15 protein-coding genes are annotated in these 20548 nt (G+C 46.0%); 2 read left to right on the top strand and 13 right to left on the bottom strand.

Annotated elements, in window-relative coordinates; genetic code table 11:
* Positions 1-357 precede the first annotated feature (357 nt).
* Positions 358-1026, bottom strand: coding sequence for a response regulator transcription factor (locus GWG06_RS09270; RefSeq protein WP_113614132.1), 669 nt, complete (start codon positions 1024-1026; stop codon positions 358-360).
* Positions 1027-1073: 47 nt separating this feature from the next.
* Complete coding sequence (locus tag GWG06_RS09265) at positions 1074-4205, bottom strand: ligand-binding sensor domain-containing protein (protein ID WP_160712757.1); 3132 nt, start codon at positions 4203-4205, stop codon at positions 1074-1076.
* Positions 4206-4409: 204 nt separating this feature from the next.
* Between GWG06_RS09265 and GWG06_RS09260 the strand changes: the two genes are divergently transcribed.
* On the top strand, positions 4410-5471 hold the full coding sequence (locus GWG06_RS09260; RefSeq protein ID WP_160712755.1) for a WD40/YVTN/BNR-like repeat-containing protein: 1062 nt from the start codon (positions 4410-4412) through the stop codon (positions 5469-5471).
* A 226-nt stretch (positions 5472-5697) separates the two neighbouring features.
* Positions 5698-8100 (top strand): glycoside hydrolase family 31 protein, encoded by a 2403-nt coding sequence (locus GWG06_RS09255; protein ID WP_160712753.1) that lies wholly within the window; start codon positions 5698-5700, stop codon positions 8098-8100.
* 489 nt (positions 8101-8589) lie between these two features.
* Here the strand turns inward: GWG06_RS09255 and GWG06_RS09250 are convergent, their stop codons facing one another.
* The 11 genes from GWG06_RS09250 to rpmB form a co-directional block, all read right to left on the bottom strand.
* Positions 8590-8967, bottom strand: a complete 378-nt coding sequence (locus GWG06_RS09250; RefSeq protein WP_160712751.1) for a VOC family protein — start codon at positions 8965-8967, stop codon at positions 8590-8592.
* A gap of 1163 nt (positions 8968-10130) precedes the next feature.
* Complete coding sequence (locus tag GWG06_RS09245; RefSeq protein WP_127043513.1) at positions 10131-10727, bottom strand: toxin-antitoxin system YwqK family antitoxin; 597 nt, start codon at positions 10725-10727, stop codon at positions 10131-10133.
* A 103-nt stretch (positions 10728-10830) separates the two neighbouring features.
* Positions 10831-11736 carry a DUF4382 domain-containing protein gene (locus GWG06_RS09240; protein WP_160712749.1) on the bottom strand — a complete coding sequence of 302 codons (906 nt, stop codon included), beginning with the start codon at positions 11734-11736 and terminating at the stop codon, positions 10831-10833.
* A gap of 224 nt (positions 11737-11960) precedes the next feature.
* Positions 11961-13904 carry a 1,4-alpha-glucan branching protein GlgB gene (gene glgB / locus GWG06_RS09235; protein ID WP_160712747.1) on the bottom strand — a complete coding sequence of 648 codons (1944 nt, stop codon included), beginning with the start codon at positions 13902-13904 and terminating at the stop codon, positions 11961-11963.
* Positions 13905-14045: 141 nt separating this feature from the next.
* Positions 14046-15827, bottom strand: a complete 1782-nt coding sequence (locus GWG06_RS09230; protein WP_127043516.1) for a DEAD/DEAH box helicase — start codon at positions 15825-15827, stop codon at positions 14046-14048.
* 84 nt (positions 15828-15911) lie between these two features.
* Positions 15912-17219 carry a 30S ribosomal protein S12 methylthiotransferase RimO gene (gene rimO, locus GWG06_RS09225; protein WP_127043517.1) on the bottom strand — a complete coding sequence of 436 codons (1308 nt, stop codon included), beginning with the start codon at positions 17217-17219 and terminating at the stop codon, positions 15912-15914.
* Positions 17220-17499: 280 nt separating this feature from the next.
* The gene (locus GWG06_RS09220) at positions 17500-18378 is read right to left on the bottom strand and encodes a cupin-like domain-containing protein (RefSeq protein WP_160712745.1); all 879 of its coding nucleotides are present in this window, start codon (positions 18376-18378) and stop codon (positions 17500-17502) included.
* A 219-nt stretch (positions 18379-18597) separates the two neighbouring features.
* Complete coding sequence (ftsY, locus tag GWG06_RS09215; RefSeq protein WP_160712743.1) at positions 18598-19560, bottom strand: signal recognition particle-docking protein FtsY; 963 nt, start codon at positions 19558-19560, stop codon at positions 18598-18600.
* A gap of 220 nt (positions 19561-19780) precedes the next feature.
* Complete coding sequence (locus GWG06_RS09210) at positions 19781-19954, bottom strand: DUF4295 family protein (RefSeq protein WP_078670879.1); 174 nt, start codon at positions 19952-19954, stop codon at positions 19781-19783.
* A 71-nt stretch (positions 19955-20025) separates the two neighbouring features.
* Positions 20026-20208 carry a 50S ribosomal protein L33 gene (rpmG, locus tag GWG06_RS09205; protein ID WP_074238941.1) on the bottom strand — a complete coding sequence of 61 codons (183 nt, stop codon included), beginning with the start codon at positions 20206-20208 and terminating at the stop codon, positions 20026-20028.
* Between the two features lie 31 nt (positions 20209-20239).
* The gene (gene rpmB / locus GWG06_RS09200) at positions 20240-20476 is read right to left on the bottom strand and encodes a 50S ribosomal protein L28 (protein WP_078670880.1); all 237 of its coding nucleotides are present in this window, start codon (positions 20474-20476) and stop codon (positions 20240-20242) included.
* Positions 20477-20548: the final 72 nt, after the last annotated feature.

Genomic DNA, 20548 nt, shown 5'->3' with positions numbered 1-20548 from the left:
AAATCTGACAATCAGGGATTCTACAATACCATCAGCCTTTTAACAACAGCGCGGTCATAGCTACCAGGGAGTGTTATAATTCTATTCTATTAACCATATAATCCCCTTCCTATGAAAATTGGTTTATTGTTCAAACTGGCATGTTTGCTTATTGCAGCGGTAGTTTTATGTGCTCATCTGTTTAGAAAACACGTAGTGAGATAATTGCAAATTACGAATTACGAATTACGAATTGCGAATGCAGAAGCGAAGATGTAAACGAAGATTAAAGAGGATAACTATTCAATATCTGCTTTAATCTTCGTTTACATCTTCGCTTCTGCATTCGCAATTCATAATTCGTAATTCGTAATTATTTTACCTGTTGTAGTATTTATTCACCGCATCCGTTCTGCTGCGAACATGCAGTTTCTCATAAATATTATGTACGTGTCTTCTGACAGTTTCGATACTGATAAACAGGTTGCTGGCAATTTCCTTGTAGAGGAAGCCTTTGGATAACTGATCCAGAATTTCTTTTTCACGTGTGGTAAGGGCTTCCAGGGCCGGGTTAGGCTTTGCCTGTTTCTGGAAAAATGCTACTACCCTTCTGGCTATCTGAGAGCTCATCGGAGAGCCGCCTTCGTGCAGATCACGGATGGCTTCCAGTAATTCACCGGGTGAGGTTTTCTTGAGGATGTATCCACTTGCGCCTGCTTCCAGCGCCATGAAAATTTTGTCATCATCTTCATATACCGTCAGCATCATAAACTGCATATCCTGGTACTCTGCTTTCAACCGGGCAATACATTCAATACCATTCATTCCACCCGGAAGATTAAAATCCATCAGTACTACGTTTGGCAGCAATTGAGGGATTTGCTCCAGTGCGGTTTCAGCATTATTGAAAGTGCCAACACAGGCATAACCGTCAGAACCATTAATCAGCAATTCCATAGCCGTGCGGATATCATGGTTGTCTTCTACTATCGCAATAGAGATAATGTCCATGTTATCCTGGGACTTCTTCTTTGAGTATACCGTCATGTTTGTAGGAATTATAACACTTAAATGTTACTTAAAACAAATGTATGTTAATTTAGTGGGATATCGAGAAAAACTATTGTACCGTTGTTGGAAGTGATGTCTGCATGACCACCCACAGCCAGCATCCGCTTCTGGATATTTTTCAATCCGTTGCCGAATAACCGGACCTTTTCCTGGTCAAATCCTTTTCCGTTGTCTTTGATCATGATCGTCATATTTTTATGCATTTTCACTTCTATTATCACCTCTGTGGCCTTCGCATGCTTGACTACGTTGTGCAGCGACTCTTTAACGGCGAGATAAATATTTCTTCTGGTGCCCCCGCTCAGTTTAATATCTGGTATTACTTCCGGTATAAAGAACTGATGTGTTATATGAGAATGCTCTAAAAAATCGGCAGCAAAACTGCGCATATAAGCGATCAGGTTAGCCAGTGAATCATTAGAGGAATTCATCGCCCAGATAATCTCACTCATCTTATCTATCATCTCTCCGGCTGTTTCACTGATGCGCTCTATCTCCTTCGTCTGCGAGGTATCCGGAATTTTCCGCTTCGCAATTTCACTCAGCAGCCTGATGGTAGATAACCCGGAACCAAGATCGTCGTGCATATCGCTGGAAATACGTGCACGCTCCTGATCCACGGCCTGCTCTTTCTCCAGTTTCAGTTTTTCGTGTCTTATTTTATAATCAAGATACAACGTAGAGAAATAATATGCAATGCCCAACAGTAAGAGTAATAACAGAAACCTGAACCAGAGCGACTGCCAGAAAGGAATTTTTATGACGATCTCCAACGTGGTAGGTGTAGTGTTCCAGCTGTCGTCGTTATTGGAAGCCTTTACCTTAAAGGTATAACTGCCGGGATGCAGGTTCGTGTAACGCGCCATCCGGAAGGTGCCCGCCTCTACCCAGTCTTCATCAGCGCCTTCTAGTTTATACTGTACCTTGTTTTTCAGCGGGTTGGTATATTCCAGCGGTACAAACTCAATAGCAATGGTATTCTGATTATACGGCAGCTCTACCCTTTTCAGCAGGGAGATGGCCGTATCTGACTCATAGGGCTTATCCAGTACTTCCATCCGGCGGATGATTACTTTGGAGTTAAAAGGATTCTTCCGGAAATTTTTCGGGTAAAAACCATTTACACCACGGATACCGCCGAAAAATAATTCTCCGTCTATGGATTTAAAGAAGGCGCCGGTATTGAATTCGTTGGACTGCAGACCATCTTCATGATTATAGGTCGTAATTTCATTGGTTACCGGGTTAATCTGCGTCACCCCTTTGTTATGGCTCACCCAGATACGGTCCTTGTCGTCCAGCAGCACCCCGTACATGTAGTCATTGATCAGTTTCGGATAGTCGTAACTGTTATAGTGCGTTTTAATCTGCTCCTGTGCATCCAGCACAAACAATCCCTTGTTGGTAGCTATCAGCAGCTCCTTGTGCGGGTTCTTGTTGATACCTTTGATGGCGGTGCCGTCCGGCAACGCTACATATTTCCAGCGGGAGGAAGAAACATTTTTTACGTATACGGCAGATTTCGTTCCCACGTACTGGTTACCCATATAATCTTCGTAATAGGCAGTAATCAGCTCATCGTTGAAATGATGCACAATGGCTACCTTATGGCCATGCTGCCCGTCTTCAAAGCGGAGCAGGTAACTGCCATAGTTGAAATACAGTTCCCCGTTGGCGCGCTTAAACAGCAGAGGGAACGGGTCCCGCTGCTGGGGCAGGCCCAGGGCCAGCACTTTAGGCGTCAGGTCTGTAAAGCCTTTGGTCTGTACATTGAACAACCCGATATGCATATTGGCAAAATGCAGCCACAGGTGCTCAAAATCTTCCCGGCAGATGGCGCCGAGATCGCTGCCCGGAAATTTCCCCGGATACAATTCATTGGAAATGCGCTCCAGGAACTTTCCTCCTTCTGCATAAATATTAAGCCCGTCGCGCATCAGTCCCACATATAGTTTGCCGTCATCGTGCTTGTACACTGCCTGTACCATATTATGGGTGATGTAAGGAGAGCGGTACAGGTTAAAAACTTTTTTATGGGGAGAATATTTTTTCAGTCCGTCACCATCCGTGCCCACCCACATATTATCAGACCCGTCGCGGTACAGGTAACTGACAAGATTGAAGGAGCGGGTTTCAAAGGTATTGAAGCTCACGATGTGCCGGATAATCTCATTACGCGCAATGCTGTACACCAGCACACCGTCTGTACCGCCTATCCAGGCGTTGCCTTCATGATCTATCTCAATGACGTTGGGCACAAACGGCTCTCCGTATTCATTGCGGATTTCGAAGGGCAGGTCGCTGTACTTATTTCTGCGTTTATTGAAGAGCGTGATATGACCCTGGCTGACAATCAGCATGGAATCAGCGCTGAGGTTACGCATGACCGGCGCCTTACCGATGCTGGGCAGGCAGTAAATCGGCATCTGCAACGTGCGGATATCCAGTGACAGCAGTTCTCCTTCATCGCCGGTCATCCAGATGGTGTTCCCGTCTTTCATCAGGGCAGAAGGCACAATACCCCTGCGCTGGAACTGCAGCGGGTACATGATAATCCGGCGGATAGCATAGGTGCTGTCATCCAGTATATATAGCCCCCGGGTAGGCCGCCACACCCACAGGGATCTGGTGGCCGCATCTTCTCCCAGTATCCTGAACTTGTTGTTGCTGTCTCTTTCCTGTGCGTTGATGTTGGAGGTATCGGTAAGCAATGCCTTGAAATTGTTACGATACTTATCATACACACTGATCCCGTTATTATGTGCCAGCAGCAGCTGGTGGCGGCTGTCCCGGTAGAAGGAATAACCCTTGTAGCCTTTCAGGTCAAAGCGGTTGATAACCGCCCGGTTACCATTGCTGCCACGGGGAACCAGCTCCCCTTTCCCTTCGCCGGCCTTATCCAGTTCCCGGGAACTGGGCTTGAAGCGGTACTCATTGAAGGTATAACCATCGAAACGATTGATACCGTCGCGGGTGGCAATCCATAAAAAACCCTGATCGTCCTGGGTAATGTCAAATACCGTACTCTGGGAAAGTCCCTCATTTACGCTGTAACTATCGAAAATATATGGCTTATCCTGGGCATGTAAAACCTTGCCCATTAGGGCCCACAGGCATAGCAGGATAAATATTTTCTGTTGGAGGGAATGAAGCACGCTGATTATGTTATTGACAGTAAGCTGGTTTAGGCTGTTTTTGCAAATATATAATTCTACGCCACACTTTGTAGCTATTTTGTAATTTTCTTCCGGATAACAGATTGGAAATAAATATTATAACTCATACTTATGCCAGCAACACTTTCAGCAAACGTATCTTCAAACCCTTTACAGCAGCCACTTACAGGTAAATATTTTTTTATGCTCAGATCAGCAGTTACAATAATTTTTCTTCTCGCTTCCGGGTATTTTTCACGGATACAGGCACAGGCACAACCGGCAGATTATCATATAAAGATCACGGAAGCCACCCCTCCTGCCAGAAGTATACGCGGACTCAGCGCCGTCACGGATGATATTGTATGGGTATCCGGCACCGGCGGACAGGTAGGCAGAAGCACCGATGGCGGCCGGTCCTGGCAGTGGACCCGGGTCAGTGGCTGCGACAGCTGCGACTGGCGTTCGCTGTACGCCTTCGATGAAAAGAAGGCCGTAGTTATCAATGCAGGCGAGCCGGCACATATTTTTATGACAGCAGACGGCGGCGCCACCTGGCAACGGGTGTACTTTAATAATACACCCGGCATATTTTTCGATGCTGTAGAATTTTTTGATACGCAGGAAGGCATCGCCATCGGAGATCCGCTGCAGGAGCAGTTTACCGTACTGCGGACGCACGACGGAGGCCGTACCTGGCAACCGGACACCAATGCCCCAGCCGCCGGAAAAGGAGAATCTATATTCGCTGCCAGCGGCACCAGCCTGATTACCATTGGCGGGAACCGCGTCTATGCAGCTACAGGCGGCACTGTTTCCAGACTGCACCAATACGGGGATAACACCTGGAAAGCACTACCCATCCCGCTCATACAGGGGCAAGCCACCACTGGCACGTTTTCTATCGCCTTTCTCAACAGCAGAAAAGGAATTGCGGTGGGCGGCGATTACAAAAATGATACCCTGCGGCAGGGCAACTGTGCGCTCACCTCCGACGGAGGCCGCCACTGGACTTTACCCCGCACAGCGCCCGGAGGGTTTAAATCCTGCGTGGCATACATTACACCGGAATTATTAATTACCACCGGTACTTCCGGCACGGATATTTCAGAGAACGGCGGGAAAGACTGGAGAAAAATCGGCGACGGATTCCATGTGGCACGCCGCGCCAGAAATGGCTCCAGGGTATTCCTGGCAGGTAAAACCATTGCAGTACTGGAAATGCCCGCACATAAAAAAGGTGCTCCTGGAAAGGCGCACCGGTAAAATAGGTTAAAGCAAAAAGTACATTTAAACAATATGAAGTTAATAACTAATAAATATAATACGATGCCTTTTTTGTTAACATCATTATTTGCACTGCCAACGCAGTAATATCAGCAACTAACGCGAAAGGCTATCACTACTCTGAATTTTTATGTAATTTAATTCCTGATACAATGTTCTGATTGCTACACAGCGTATAATTGTGTGCAGTTCATAAAAAGAGATTATGCAAGTTGAAACCTCGTCAAGTAAATATGGCGTAAAGCACTACCCGGACGCGATCAGGGAATGGAAAAAAGAAGGAAACTATTTTTGCTTTTACACAACGGAAACCATCCTGGAAGTGCGGGTCATCGCAGATAAAATTATCCGCTTCCGCTATGCCGCCGATGGCACCTTCCAGCGCGATTTCTCCTACGCTACCAGCGATACCATGGAGGAATCTCCTATCACATTCGGTATCAAGGAATGGGAAGAAACCTTCGAGATATATACTGATGCCCTGAAAGTATTTATTGCTCGCGACAACCTGCGTATTACCATCAGCGATAAGGACGGAAAGGTCATCAACCAGGACGAAATGGGTTTTCACTGGCAGCATTATCTGCAGAAAGGCGGTAAAATAGTATACTGCAGCAAGCTGGTACAGGAAGGGGAATGCTTTTACGGACTCGGGGACAAGCCTACAGATCTGAACCTCCGCGGCAAGCGCCTGGAAAACTATGGTACCGATGCATACGGCTATCAGAAAGATACGGATCCGCTGTACCGCAACATCCCGTTCTATTACGGACTGCATGACGGTATCGGTTATGGTATCTTCTTCGATAACACCTTCCGCACCATCTTCGACTTCGGAAAAGAACGGGAAGATGCCTGCAGCTTCTGGGCACGCGGCGGAGAAATGAACTATTACTTTATCTATGGTCCGGAACTGCTGGAGGTAGCCGCCTCCTATACAAAAATTACAGGTACGCCGGAACTGCCGCCCTTGTGGGCTTTGGGCTATCATCAATGTCGCTGGAGCTACTTCCCTGATACCCGGGTGAAGGAAATAGCCGCAACCTTCAGGAAACGCCGCATCCCCTGTGATGTTATCTACCTCGATATTGATTATATGGATGGCTTCCGCTGCTTTACCTGGAACAAGGAATACTTTCCCGATCCGGCCGGGCTCATAAGGGACCTCGCTGCAGAAGGATTTAAGGTAGTAGTGATTATTGACCCGGGTATAAAGGTAGATCCGGATTACAGCATCTACCAGGAAGGACTCCGTAATAATTATTTCTGTAAACGCGCGGATGGCGCACTGATGGAAGGCGATGTATGGCCCGGCAAGTGCGTGTTCCCTGATTATACCAACCCTGTTGTCCGCGAGTGGTGGAGCAGCCTGTTCAAAGGGCTGGCAGAAACCGGCGTCAGAGGCGTATGGAATGATATGAACGAACCGGCTGTGTTCGAAATGGGCTCCTTCCCGGAAGATGTGCGCCACGATTATGACGGGGAAGAAGTGAGCCACCGTAAAGCCCATAATATTTACGGCCACCTGATGAGTAAGTCTACCGCCGCCGGTATGAAAAAATACCTGCTGCCCAACCGGCCTTTCCTCATCACCCGTTCCTGTTACGCAGGCGCGCAGCGCTGGTCTTCCGTCTGGACCGGCGATAATGTTTCCAGCTGGGAGCATTTATGGCTGGCATCCGTACAATGTCAGCGTTTAGCCGTTTCCGGTATATCCTTCACCGGCAGCGATATTGGTGGTTTCATCGGGGAACCGGACGGAGAACTTTATACCCGCTGGATACAGCTGGCGACTTTTCATCCGCTGATGCGTACCCATTCTGCCAGCAATGAAACCGGCTTCAACCAGGAGCCATGGAGCTTCGGACCGGAATACGAAAAGGTAGTGACCAGGTTTATCTCCCTGCGCTACCAGCTGTTACCGTATCTGTATACCACTTTCTGGCAATACGCCACCAACGGTATGCCTATGCTGCGCCCGCTGGCATTTACTGCCCAGCAGGATCCGGCCACACACAACTGTACACATGAGTTCATGTTCGGCGACAGCCTGCTGGTGAGCCACGTCGGTGAAAAAGGCATGAAAGAAATGCAGGTGTACCTGCCTGAAGGCAACTGGTATTATTTCTGGAATGATAGTCTGCATACCGGTAAGCAGGCACTCACAGTGGCTACGCCGCTGGAAGAGATGCCGATTTTTGTGAAAGCCGGCGCTGTATTACCCCGCTATCCTGAAATGCAGTACACGCATGAAAAGCCGGTTACCGAAATGCTGCTGCATGTTTACTACGGAGAAACGACGGTGAGGAGCATGCTTTATGAAGATGCGGGAGATCATTATGGTTACAGGAACGGACAGTATAACATCATCACCTTCAAACAGGTATCTGATGCACAACAGTTTCACCTGAAGAAGAAGTATTACGTTAACTATGAAACCGCGTATACACATCACCGGATTGTACTGCACGGACTGCCGTTCCGGCCGGTCGCCGCTATTGTGGATGGCGTAAGCATTCCATTAGACAGGGAGAACTTCGCGGCAGATAATACTATTTCATTTTTAGCAGATCGTGGTTTTGAGGAGATTATTATCCGCAGACCTTAACCCGTAAGGGATTATTATATGGTAAGAGCAGCAGACATTGGTTTGCTGCTCTTTTATTTGCCCGGAGATTAGCTACCTCTGGTGTTGATTAAAGGATTATCCGCAACCGGTAGGTACATATTTATTGAAAAAACAAGACATTCGCTTGCGGTTCTTTCCATATGCATACAAATCAGCTAACCTGATTTTAAATAATCGATGACCGCTAACCGGGAAGTACGTATTTATTGAAAGAACGGCAGGCATTCATTTGCTACTCTTTTATTTGCAGATAAATTAGTCAACTCTGATTTTAAATAATAGATGACCTCCAACCGGTAAGTACGCATTATTGAAAGAGTGGCAGGCATTCCTTTGCTGTTCTTTTTATTTACAGACAAATCAGCAAACCTTATTTTAAATCAACGATAACCGGTAAGTACGTATTTATTGGAAGAGCGACAGGTTCTCGCTTCCATCATTCCGAGGTTGTTATCACATAGATGGGCATTATTCATTAGGTTCCCATAATTCAATTTTATTACCTTCTATGTCAAGAATGTGAACGAATTTTCCATATTCAGATGCTTCTATTTTATCTAAAACCGTCACCCCTTCCTTTTGTAATACGGCTACCAGTGCTTCGAGGTTTTCGACCCGGTAATTGATCATAAAGTCAGCTGCTGACGGCTCAAAATATTGGGTGTTATCCGGAAAGGGACTCCAGAGCGTATATCCCTGTTTGGCGGCAGCTGCATCCTGCTGCCATTCAAACTTTGCCCCATAGTGGCTTGTGTCAAACCCAAGATGAGTTTTGTACCAATCCCTGAGTTTTCCGGGATCTTTGCATTTGAAAAAGATGCCTCCTATTCCTGTTACTCTTTTCATGTGCTGCTATTTTTTTGGTTGTTCCGGTTAAAAAGTATAACATGCAAAAACCAGTCTGGAATGATGTTGCAAGCGTTACTAATATTAATACTTTTTCATCATTTATCCATATAGGCGTATTCTTTTCAGGAGCATCCTGTTCCGGTTTTATGCATATTATATCCGTTTTATTTCAACCTCATACAAAAACGTATAACCATATACGTTATCTTATATATTCTTCCTTCATTTATTTTTTGTGAACCATCTCCCTCCCATTATTTTTACTATACAGTCAATCCCTTTGCTGTGCAATCAGTTCTTTCCCTATGCAATCAATCCCTTTACCAGACAGTCATACAAGCACCAACACCCGCATCGTAACGGATTTTTCCGGCAACGAAAAACCCTACGTAACAGTATACAAGTATTACCTCCTGCCAGTGAGCAGTTGCTGCATAAAGACCATAAAATACATACAGAAAAATAAGATGAAGCTGTAAAGTTGCGCGGTAGCTGAAAAAGAAAAAAGGCTTTCAGATAGAGATCTGGGGCCGGGTTCCTAACCTATGCCAACTTTAGAGACTGTAAAATTAATAGCTTAATTGCTTAGTGCAAAATATTGAAAGGGTTAAAACTCAAAATGAACAAAATGAACAAATCGAGTCAACACGTTAACATCTAATTAAGAAATTGAAATATTGAATGGTGAAAAATGGGTTAGTAAACACAATACTGTAAAGGGTTCCATCAAACAAAATCAATTTAGCAATCAACTATTAAAAACTTTTACAGGATTTTTTTATCTGTAGAAACCGGTCTCATTTATATCTTTCTGCATCCTCAAAAATCCTTCAAAATGACCGCTGCTAAAAAAAGATAGACAGGAAAAAAATAGATATCAATGCGCAAAAAACAAGTAAAATAAAAATCGCACGGAACATCAATTCTGTCCGGTCAGGTGTGGATTCCAGACCATTCAGCTCATGATGATTTTCTCCGTGGTTGATAATCAGGCTTTTCATACAAACAAATTAACAGGATTCTGTAATAAACAACATTTCGCGTACAGCAGACGCGCACACCGGCGCATCTACTGTAATGAAAATACAACTTAAAAAGCTAAAACGGACAATTTTTTCTGTTCATTTCTGTTCATTTTTAAGCCGGACCTATGCTGTCAATTATCCTTTCCTTTTACGTTTGCCGGCATCTTCATGTGGCAACTGCAAAGGTGCAGGCGCCGGTGCAGGCTTACTCACCTCTGTACTGTCACCCAGCTCTTCCGGCGTCACCAACTCCCCTCTCTTATAATACGATTTAACCATCTTCCCGGTTTCTTCATCATATAATTTCCAGACACCATTACGCACTGAATTACCCAACCGTGTTATCACTACCGGTTTTTCCGCCTGCGTAACCGGATCTACCACCATCACCGTATCCCGCTGCCCCTCTATCTCCGTAGCCAGGAAACTGCCTTCCTCGCTGCGTTTCCCGTTGGGGTAGAAATACTTACAATAACCGTCCAGTACATTATTCCGGAAATTTTCCTCTGCCATAATATTACCTCCCAGCGATGTCTTCTTCCACATCCCCTCCTTCCTGCCATTCTTATACGCGCCCTCCCAGGTAAAACCCGGCTCTCCTCTCAGCTCTTCCACCACTTCTACCCAATTCCCCTGCTTACGCCCCTGCGCATCACGCTGATTGGTTTTCCCCTGTGCCATCACCGCTACACATCCCAGTTGCAGCAGTATACATAAAAACAATTTTTGCATAATAGTCACTTTATCACAAGTTAAATATTTTACCCATATATTTGACAGACTAAAAAAAACCGGCGTCCCTGAAAGAACGCCGGCCCGGATCGTTATCATACCGCTATTTGTGTAATCTGATTTCTCCCAGACGCGTATCCCTGCCCCGCTCTATCTTCACATTCGCAATTGTCGTGTCTTTATAACCATTGGAGGTATTCACAAACACACTCCAGGTACCCACTTTCAGCCCCCTCACTTTGAAATCCCCGTTTCTCCAGGGCAACGCATACAACGTATCCCTGCTGCTGTTGTAAACTGATACCACAGGATAGGCATCTGCAGGTGTAATACGCCCCGACAGGCTACCCATCTTCAGGATAGTGAACACATTAATATACGGCCGCAGAATAAACTTACCGTTCCAGGTTCTGATGACAGAACGCTGCACATCGAAATCCAGCCACAGCTGCAGGTTATCGCCCGATACCTCGTCCCATTCATTATGCCGGACCCTTACTATAATCTTTGATTGCCCCGATACAGATGCGAGCGGATAGGTAACGCTGTTTTTCACCAGGGAATTATTATTGCCTACCGTGATACGGATGCGTTTCATCTCTCCCTTATGAATCAAACCACCCGCCAGCAAAGTATCTGCGCCATTTCTCAGCGTGAGCAGGTCATAAACACCCGGGCGTATAGCCAGCGAATCCCATACCTGGCAGGTATCACGGCCATGGCGGTCATCACGCCGGTCTTCATCCCACCAGCAGCGGTCACGGTCATCCCATGGATCATTATCTATCCCCCCGCAGGTATCCACCAGTATCTCTACCTTACGGATATCCAGCAGTACCTTGTCAAACAGACCGGGATCATCTGATAAATATATACTTACTTTTTGCTGGTTTGCCGGAATCGGCTGATCTGATGCAGATTGGTCCTTCTTGCAGGAATACAGCATGAGCGCGGCCAATACGGGTAACATGACCAGTAAAAGCCCGGTTTTTCGGAGCGAGTTTTTCATAAATGAATGGTTTTTAAAGACTAATAAAAATTGGCTGATTAATATGGCTAAAGGCACGCCGGAACTGAATCCGGGCGGAATGTGACACAATAAATAAAACGCATTTCCCTCTCCTCTTATTGCTGTACGGAATAGACGGCAGAGACAGTAAATAGTTTAAACGAGGGAAAAGAAAAAGGGAGAAGCATCCGCTTCTCCCTTCTGATATATGCTAATGCATTTATTTACACCTGGGCCGTTAATTTCAGGATGCTCATTCCCAGCGGCGGCACCCGCAATGACAATACATACTCCCGGCCATTGTAAAACTGTTTTACCGCTTTCTGCGGTCCGGTATTGATAACACCACTGCCATAATACTGCGGTGCATCACTGTTCAGTACTTCTTCCCACACTCCCCCGAACGGCACTCCTACCAGATACTGCTCTCTCGGTACCGGCGTCATGTTCAGTACTATCAGCATCCAGTCCTTTGCAGACTTGCCTTTCCGGGCATATGCCAGCACACAGTTATCATAATCATTTACGGTTATCCACTCAAACCCTTCTGCCTCAAACTGTAATTCATACAAGGCTGGTGAAGAGGTATACAAACGGTTCAGGTCTTTCACAAAATCCTGAATACCTTTATGCGGCGCATATTTCAGCAGGTGCCATTCCAGCTCGCTGCGGTAATTCCATTCGGAAGTCTGCCCAAACTCCCCTCCCATAAACAGTAATTTAGTTCCGGGATGCGTAAACATATATCCGAACAGCAAGCGGAGGTTGGCACATTTCTGCCATTCATCGCCGGGCATTTTATACAGCAGCGGCGACTTTCCATGCACCACTTCATCGTGACTCAGCGGCAGCATGTAATTTTCGCTGAAGGCATATACCAGGCTGAAGGTGAGGTCATTCTGATACCATTTCCGGTGAATGGGATCTTTTTTGAAATAGTCCAATGTATCATTCATCCATCCCATCATCCACTTCATGCCGAAACCCAGTCCGCCCATGAATGTCGGACGGGACACTCCGTAATGATTGGTAGAATCTTCTGCGATGGTCTGCACATCAGGATAGAGCGCATATACCGTTTCATTGACCTTTTTCAGGAAACTGATGGCTTCCAGGTTTTCATTACCTCCCAGCTCATTAGGTTCCCAAGCGCCTCTTTCACGGGAATAATCGAGGTGTATCATAGAGGCAACGGCATCTACCCGTAATCCGTCTATATGAAATTTATCCAGCCAGTAAATGGCGTTACTCAACAGGAAGGAACGCACTTCATTACGGGCATAATTAAAAATATAGCTGTTCCAGTCGGGATGATATCCCTTGCGCATATCCGCATATTCATAGGTATGCGCGCCATCGAACCGGAAGAGGCCATGTGCATCATAAGGAAAATGAGAAGGCACCCAGTCGAGGATCACGCCGATGCCGGCCTGATGAAAGGCTTCCACCATTTCCATAAATTGTTCGGGTGTACCATAGCGGGAGGTAACGGCATAATAACCGGTCTGCTGATACCCCCAGGAGCCGTCAAAAGGGTGTTCCATTACCGGCATCAGCTCCACATGGGTGAAGCCCATCTCTTTCACATAGGGCACCAGCATGCGGGTAATTTCGGGGTAAGAATAAAATATCTCTGCAGCGGCAGGGTCGGGTTTGCGCCAGGAGCCGAGATGTACTTCATATACGGAAAACGGACTGCCCAGGCTGTTGCGTGATCTGCGCTCCTGCATCCATTTTTTATCGTTCCAGGTATGGTCCAGGCGGTGTACGATAGTAGCTGTTTTGGGTCTTACTTCCCAGGAGGTGCCATAGGGATCGCCCTTCTCCAGCTCTTCGCCGCTGTTGGCACGGATGAAATATTTGTAGAGGCTTCCGTCGGTGACTTCAGGGACAAAGCCTTCCCATATGCCGGAGTTATCCCAGCGGGGGAACAGGGTATGACTGTAATGGTCCCAGTTGTTGAAATCACCCATTACTGCTACAAATGCAGCGTTGGGAGCCCACACGGAAAAATAGGTTCCTTTGGTTCCTTCATAATCTAGTGGATGTGCGCCGAACTTTTCGTATAGCCGGTAATGTGAGCCTGCCTGAAACAGGGCAATGTCACCGGAAGTAAAGAGGGAAAAAGGTACTACTGTCTCTGAAGTGCGATAATAAGCTCCGGTCATAGTAACGTGAAAATTGGGTCTGAATTAACAAGATAGTTTAATTTTCGGGAAATGATAGGATACTTATCAGATAGATTTTTATAAAATAAGAAAGGCGTCCTTTGCGGGACGCCTTTCTTATTTATAATCCATTAAAGGAGTTTAGTATTTACGTTTGAACGGAGGTCTGCTACCGCCGGCAGATTCGCGTTTCTCGCCTGAGCGGAAACCGCCCGGACGACCACCGCCTTCTGAATTCCAGCGTTTACGGGGAGCGCCGTCATCTCTGCGTCCGCCGCCGAAGCTACGGCCGCCGCCGCCACGTTTATCACCGTCCTGAGACATTTCGATACGTACGCTGCGTCCGTTGTACTCTACTTTTTTGAAGCTCTGCGTTACTTTTTCCACTTCGTCGTTTTCCACTTCGAAGAAGGAGTATACGCCTTTCAGATCGATACGGCCGATTTTGTTACCACGGATACCGGTATTGTCGCACAGGTAGCGCAGCATATCGCCACGGTTGAAATCGTCTACAGAACCGAGATTAATGAACAGGCGGGTGAATTTGCCGTTGTTTCTGCGGTCTTTACCACCTTCTTCACCGAAGCGTCTTTCGTCTTTGGCATTCAGATCCGGAGCATCCTGGTAGTATTCCAGGAACTGGTTGAATTCCAGGGACGCGAAGCGTTTGATCAGATCTTCCTTGGTCATGGATGCAAACTCTTCGTATATGCGTTCCAGATATGGTTCGATCTGTTCTTCGTTAACGGTAACATTATGTACTTTATGTACGAGGCCGAACAGTTGTTTTTCGCATACTGCAAAGCCATCGGGAACTTCTGCTTTTACGAATTTCTTACCGATTACCCTCTCGATCTGACGGATTTTACCGATGTCGCGGGAGCTGATAACAGCGATGGATACACCGGATTTACCAGCCCTGCCGGTGCGGCCGGAGCGGTGTGTGTAGTTTTCCACGTCATCAGGCAGATCGTAGTTGATAACGTGGGTAACGTTATCTACGTCGATACCACGGGCAGCTACGTCTGTAGCTACCAGCACCTGCAGTGCTCTTTCGCGGAAGCGTTTCATTACCTTATCACGCTGTTGCTGGGTAAGGTCACCGTGCAGGGCATCTGCATTGTAACCGTCCTTGATCAGGGATTCGGCAATTTCCTGTGATTCTATTTTGGTGCGGGTGAAGATGATACCGAAGATATCAGGATTGAAGTCTACGATACGTTTCAGCGCAGCATATTTATCACGCGGGCGTACCACGTAGTATTCATGTTCAATATTTACGTTACCGCTGTTTTTGGTACCTACCGTCAGTTCAAACGGATCTTCCATGTATTTTTTCGCGATACGGCGCACTTCCTGCGGCATCGTAGCGGAAAACAGCCAGGTGGTTTTATTTTCAGGCGTATTGGAGAGGATGCTGTTGATGTCTTCCTGGAAGCCCATGTTCAGCATTTCATCCGCTTCATCCAGTACAGCGTAACGGACATTTTCAAAGTTGATGGCGCCACGGTCGATGATATCGAGCAGACGGCCCGGAGTAGCCACTACGATGTGTACGCCTCTTTTCAGGTCGCGCAGCTGCTGCACGATGCTGGAACCGCCGTAAACGGCAACAATGTTCACATCGCCGAGGTATTTGCTGAAATTTTTCAGGTCGTTGGTGATCTGCAGACACAGTTCACGGGTTGGACATAAAATCAGCCCCTGGGGTTTATTTATTTTGAGATCCAGCTGCTGCAGCAATGGTAAACCAAAAGCAGCAGTTTTACCGGTGCCCGTCTGGGCCAAACCTACGAAGTCGCGGTCTCCGCTTAACAGCACGGGAATTGCCTGTTCCTGGATTGGTGTTGGGGAAACGAAGCCCAGGTCCGTAATTCCCTTTAAGATAGGCTCTTGTAAGCCCAGTGATTCAAATGTAGTCATTGATTTGCATTAATCATGCTCCGTCGGGAGCTGGGTATAAGCTGTAAGCTGGTTAGTTAGCTTTTAGCTGTTTGAAATATTTTCTTAAATTAATTCACCTTCAAGATCGTAATCGAATGCTTTGGTGATGCGTACTTCCACAAATTCGCCGGGTTTCAGGCGTTTGGTGGTATCGATGATCACTTCATTATCTACCTCTACAGAATCAAATTCCGTGCGGGCAAGATAGCGTCCGGCTTCTTTCTTATCTACTATTACTTTATATACTTTTCCTACTTTCTCCTGGTTTTTTTCCAGGGAGATTTCCTGTTGTACTTCCATGATTTCCTGCGCTCTTCTCTCCTTCTCTTCAGCGGGGATATTATCTTCCAGTGCGTAGGCGCTGGTGCCTTCTTCATGACTGTAAGTGAAAACACCCACACGGTCAAAACGCATTCTTTCCAGGAAACCTTTCAGTTCTTCCACATCGTCTTCCGTTTCACCGGGGAAGCCGGCAATCAGGGTAGTACGCAGGCAGATGCCCGGTACTTTTGCACGGATGTTATGTACTAATTCTTCAATCTCTTCACGGGTAATCTGACGTTTCATCGCTTTCAGCATAGCGTTGGAAGCATGCTGCAAAGGCATATCGATATAGTTACAGATGTTCGGGAATTCATTCATCACATCCAGAATTTCCATCGGAAACTTGGTTGGGTATGCATAGTGCAGCCGGATCCATTCCAGACCTTCCACACCGGCCAGGGCTCTCATCAGATCACCGAGGCGGCGCTGTTTGTACAGGTCCAGACCATAGTAAGTCAGCTCCTGTGCAATCAGCATGATTTCCTTCACACCGGAGCGCACCAGTTTCTCTGCTTCCTTCACCAGCTCCTCAATAGGTCTGGATACATGGCTGCCCCGCATCAGCGGGATGGCGCAGAAGGAACAGGTACGGTTACAACCTTCGGCTATTTTCAGGTAAGCATAATGAGAAGGGGTACTCAGGAGGCGTTCTCCTATCAGCTCTGATTTGTAGTCGGCATCAAATTTTTTCAGCAGCAGTGGCAATTCCATGGTACCAAACCAGGCATCCACTCCGCCTATTTCCGTGTTAAGATCCTCCCGGTAACGTTCACTCAGACAGCCGGTGACATATACTTTGTCCAGCTTGCCTTTTTGTTTCAGTTCTACCTGTTCCAGGATGGTGTTGATCGATTCTTCCTTGGCCTTGTCAATAAATCCGCAGGTGTTCACTACCACAATATTATGGTCGCGTTTGGTGCTTTCATGTACCACATCGATTTCATTGGCCATCAGTTGTCCGCTCAGTACTTCTGAGTCAACCATGTTCTTGGAGCATCCAAGCGTAATAATATTAACCTTGTCTTTCTTTAAAGTTTTCGTCTTCAAGCGCGAATGTTTTAAAACATGCGGTTTGTTTCCTGAACCGCTTACCGCCACGAAGACACACAGACACTAATTGAATAAAACAGCAGACTTACTGTACGTGACTTTGAGCCTTAGTGGGGGTTAAATAAGGAAGGTGCAAAGGTATGAAAAGAAATGGGAATTATAAAATTTAAGATAACTCCTTGTAATATAAATCATTATTATTTAATGATGATCCGGATATGCAGCGGCGGCTGCGAAACAGGTCGCTAAAACATCCGGATCATCAATATTTTACATATCAGATATGTTGCAATGCTTTCTCAGCCCTTTTACGTGCCAGGGTGCGTTTTTTGTGGTACCACCACTCCGGCGCCAGTTTAATCAGGAGGTTGTTCATACCTCTCAGTCCGACCAGATGATACAGCCCGTTCAGCTTGCCGGTCAGGGTTTCATCCAGGGCGCGCAGACTCATCGCAAAGCCGCTGTCCATATACTCCATATGATGCCAGTAGCCGGCGGGCATAAACAGGGTATCGCCGTGTTCCAGGATGGTAGTCAGCCCCTGTGCATGTTCCAGTGCGGGGAAATGTTCCGTATCCAGCTGCTCATGCCAGTTTACGAAGCTGGCAGAGCTTTCAACGGTAAAAGGCATCCGGTAAATCAGCGGCGACTGTTTGTTGTCCAGCAGTAATACCCGCTTTCTTCCGATAAACTGGGTATGGAAGATGTGCGACATATCAATATCGTAGTGCATATGCGCTACTGAACCAGCGCCGCCCACGAAAAGCATGGGATATTTTTTAAGGAAGCCTTTGCAATACTTGTCCGGCCAGACAATATCCTGTGCCAGCTGGGGTGCGTGCTGAAAAATGTTGAAGAGAAAAATGCGGAGCTTAACCGGGCCCTTCCGGATCATATCAATGTATTCGCCAAAGGTAATGTAGTCATCTGCTCCGTTCACCAGTGTTTTAGCCCCGGCGCGCTCATTATTATAAACACCTACTTCCTTTTCGCCAACAATCGATTTGAAATAATCCCAGGTCCATTGATGATAGGCAGGCCAGTTTTTACTCAATCCTGCTGCTGTAATGATTACTGGTTTTCTTGGTTCGTAATATTTCTTCCTAAATTCTGCTGGTGTGATGTCATCAACTCGGTCTATGTTTTTTATGATCATAACTACGAATTGTTAATAGGATTACAAAAATGTATACTCAAATGTAACAAATGCAGACTTATAATAAACTAACTATTGCAGTGTTCGGAAAGAGACCAAAAATGTGACCAAAAAAATATCCGGGCCTGATGAAAAGCCCGGATAACGTTCTTTACTTAAAGTAAAATTAAAGGTGGGCTTAATTCAAATCTATCGACTCTATTTACAAAATAATAAAAATCAATCGTTTAGACTAAACAAAGAATCCACGAATGCTTCTTTATTGAATACCTGCAAATCTTCCATTTTTTCGCCGATACCGATATACTTAACGGGAATTTTAAACTGGTTGGCGATGGCCAGCACCACACCGCCCTTGGCGGTTCCATCCAGTTTGGTAATAGCCAGCGCAGTTACTTCTGTAGCTGCGGTAAACTGCCGGGCCTGTTCCACTGCATTCTGGCCGGTAGAGCCGTCCAGTACCAGGAGCACTTCATGGGGCGCATCCGGAATGACTTTTTTCATGACGCGTTTAATCTTACCCAGTTCTTCCATGAGATGGGCTTTATTGTGCAGGCGGCCAGCGGTATCGATGATAATTACATCCACATCACGGGCAGCGCCGCTTTGTACCGTATCAAAAGCCACGGCTCCCGGATCCGAACCCATCTGCTGTTTCACAATGGGCACGCCTGCGCGCTCGCTCCAGATGGTCAGCTGATCTACGGCAGCAGCGCGGAAAGTATCCGCCGCTCCCAGCAATACTGACTTACCGGCTTTTTTAAAGTTATATGCCAGCTTACCGATAGTAGTGGTTTTACCTACACCATTCACGCCTACCACCATAATTACATAAGGCTTTTTCCCTGCCGGTACATCAAAATCACGGAAACCGCTATCTGGTGCATCCACGAGGATAGTTGCAATTTCTTCCTGCAATATCCTGCTTAACTCACTGGTTCCCAAATACTTATCTTTAGCAACCCGTTGTTCGATGCGGTCAATGATTTTTACGGTAGTATCTACGCCTACATCTGCAGAAACCAATGCGTCCTCCAGATTATCCAGCACCTCAGTATCTACGGTAGATTTACCGGCAATAGCGCGACCTATTTTACTCAGGAAGCTTTCTTTGGTTTTTTGCAAACCCTGATCCAGACTTTCCTTCTTTTCCCTGGAAAATAGATTTTTGAAAAAGCTCATAGTTTAGTTTAATTGGGCCGGGATATCATATCCCTTTTAATTGGTTATCCGGCTGCTGATCAGCAGCATTATTCAAACAGGTTGCTAAAATACGTCTTTTGTGTTAACAATTTCATCAAACCGGTAAACTAACGGAATTAACCCTGACAGCGGCTTATATCAACACAAAAAGCTGTCCGTTTGACGGGACAGCTTTTCAGTATTATTTAGTAAAGCCGAATTACTTTTGATTAATATGCTCCTGCACTTTATCCTTGTGCACAATTGCTTCTTTGAAAGTATATGCACCGGTTTTCGGAGAACGAACCGCTCTGATTACCTTAGTCCACACTTTTGATTCAGCTGCTGCTTTAGCATCTTTTACTTTCGAGTTCTTTGAAGCTGCTTTTGCCATTGTATTATATTGTTTTTATGGTCTAATGGCTATATGGCTATGCAAAACAGCCATTAACCATCAACAATTACTTATTTAATTTCTTTGTGAACAGTAACTTTCCTTAAAATAGGATTGTACTTTTTCAACTCCAGACGCTCAGGAGTATTTTTCTTATTTTTGTTAGAGATGTAGCGGGAAGTTCCTGGCTGACCAGAGTTCTTATGCTCTGTACATTCCAGTATTACCTGCACTCTATTACCTTTTTTTGCCATTGTGTATTACAAATTAAGTGAGTCTTTAGAATTAGATTTCCGTACCAGCTGCACGCAATTCTTTGACTACTGCATACAAACCTCTCTTGTTGATGGTTCTTAAACCGTCAGCAGATACCTTCAATGATATCCATTTGTCTTCTTCCGCCAGGAAAAAACGCTTTTTCTGCAGGTTAGGCAGAAACCTTCTCTTTGTTTTGATGTTGGAGAAGGAAACATGGTGACCTGTAATCGGCTTCTTTCCTGTCACCTGACATACTCTTGCCATGATTTAAAAATTTAGGAATGCAAAAGTCACACTTTTTTGTGGATTTTGCAAATATTATTAAATGAATTTATT

Source organism: Chitinophaga solisilvae (assembly GCF_009928525.1).
Lineage (GTDB): Bacteria > Bacteroidota > Bacteroidia > Chitinophagales > Chitinophagaceae > Chitinophaga > Chitinophaga solisilvae.
The sequence above is the reverse complement of the archived record's forward strand: the minus strand, read 5'-3'. Positions and strand labels throughout refer to the sequence as shown.

Coding starts and splice junctions, on each gene's coding strand:
- GWG06_RS09270 (WP_113614132.1), bottom strand. CDS start 1,026: ATGACGGTATACTCAAAGAAGAAGTCCCAGGATAACATGGACATTATC.
- GWG06_RS09260 (WP_160712755.1), top strand. CDS start 4,410: ATGCTCAGATCAGCAGTTACAATAATTTTTCTTCTCGCTTCCGGGTAT.
- GWG06_RS09255 (WP_160712753.1), top strand. CDS start 5,698: ATGCAAGTTGAAACCTCGTCAAGTAAATATGGCGTAAAGCACTACCCG.
- GWG06_RS09250 (WP_160712751.1), bottom strand. CDS start 8,967: ATGAAAAGAGTAACAGGAATAGGAGGCATCTTTTTCAAATGCAAAGAT.
- GWG06_RS09245 (WP_127043513.1), bottom strand. CDS start 10,727: ATGCAAAAATTGTTTTTATGTATACTGCTGCAACTGGGATGTGTAGCG.
- GWG06_RS09240 (WP_160712749.1), bottom strand. CDS start 11,736: ATGAAAAACTCGCTCCGAAAAACCGGGCTTTTACTGGTCATGTTACCC.
- glgB (WP_160712747.1), bottom strand. CDS start 13,904: ATGACCGGAGCTTATTATCGCACTTCAGAGACAGTAGTACCTTTTTCC.
- GWG06_RS09230 (WP_127043516.1), bottom strand. CDS start 15,827: ATGACTACATTTGAATCACTGGGCTTACAAGAGCCTATCTTAAAGGGA.
- GWG06_RS09220 (WP_160712745.1), bottom strand. CDS start 18,378: ATGATCATAAAAAACATAGACCGAGTTGATGACATCACACCAGCAGAA.
- ftsY (WP_160712743.1), bottom strand. CDS start 19,560: ATGAGCTTTTTCAAAAATCTATTTTCCAGGGAAAAGAAGGAAAGTCTG.
- GWG06_RS09210 (WP_078670879.1), bottom strand. CDS start 19,954: ATGGCAAAAGCAGCTTCAAAGAACTCGAAAGTAAAAGATGCTAAAGCA.
- rpmG (WP_074238941.1), bottom strand. CDS start 20,208: ATGGCAAAAAAAGGTAATAGAGTGCAGGTAATACTGGAATGTACAGAG.
- rpmB (WP_078670880.1), bottom strand. CDS start 20,476: ATGGCAAGAGTATGTCAGGTGACAGGAAAGAAGCCGATTACAGGTCAC.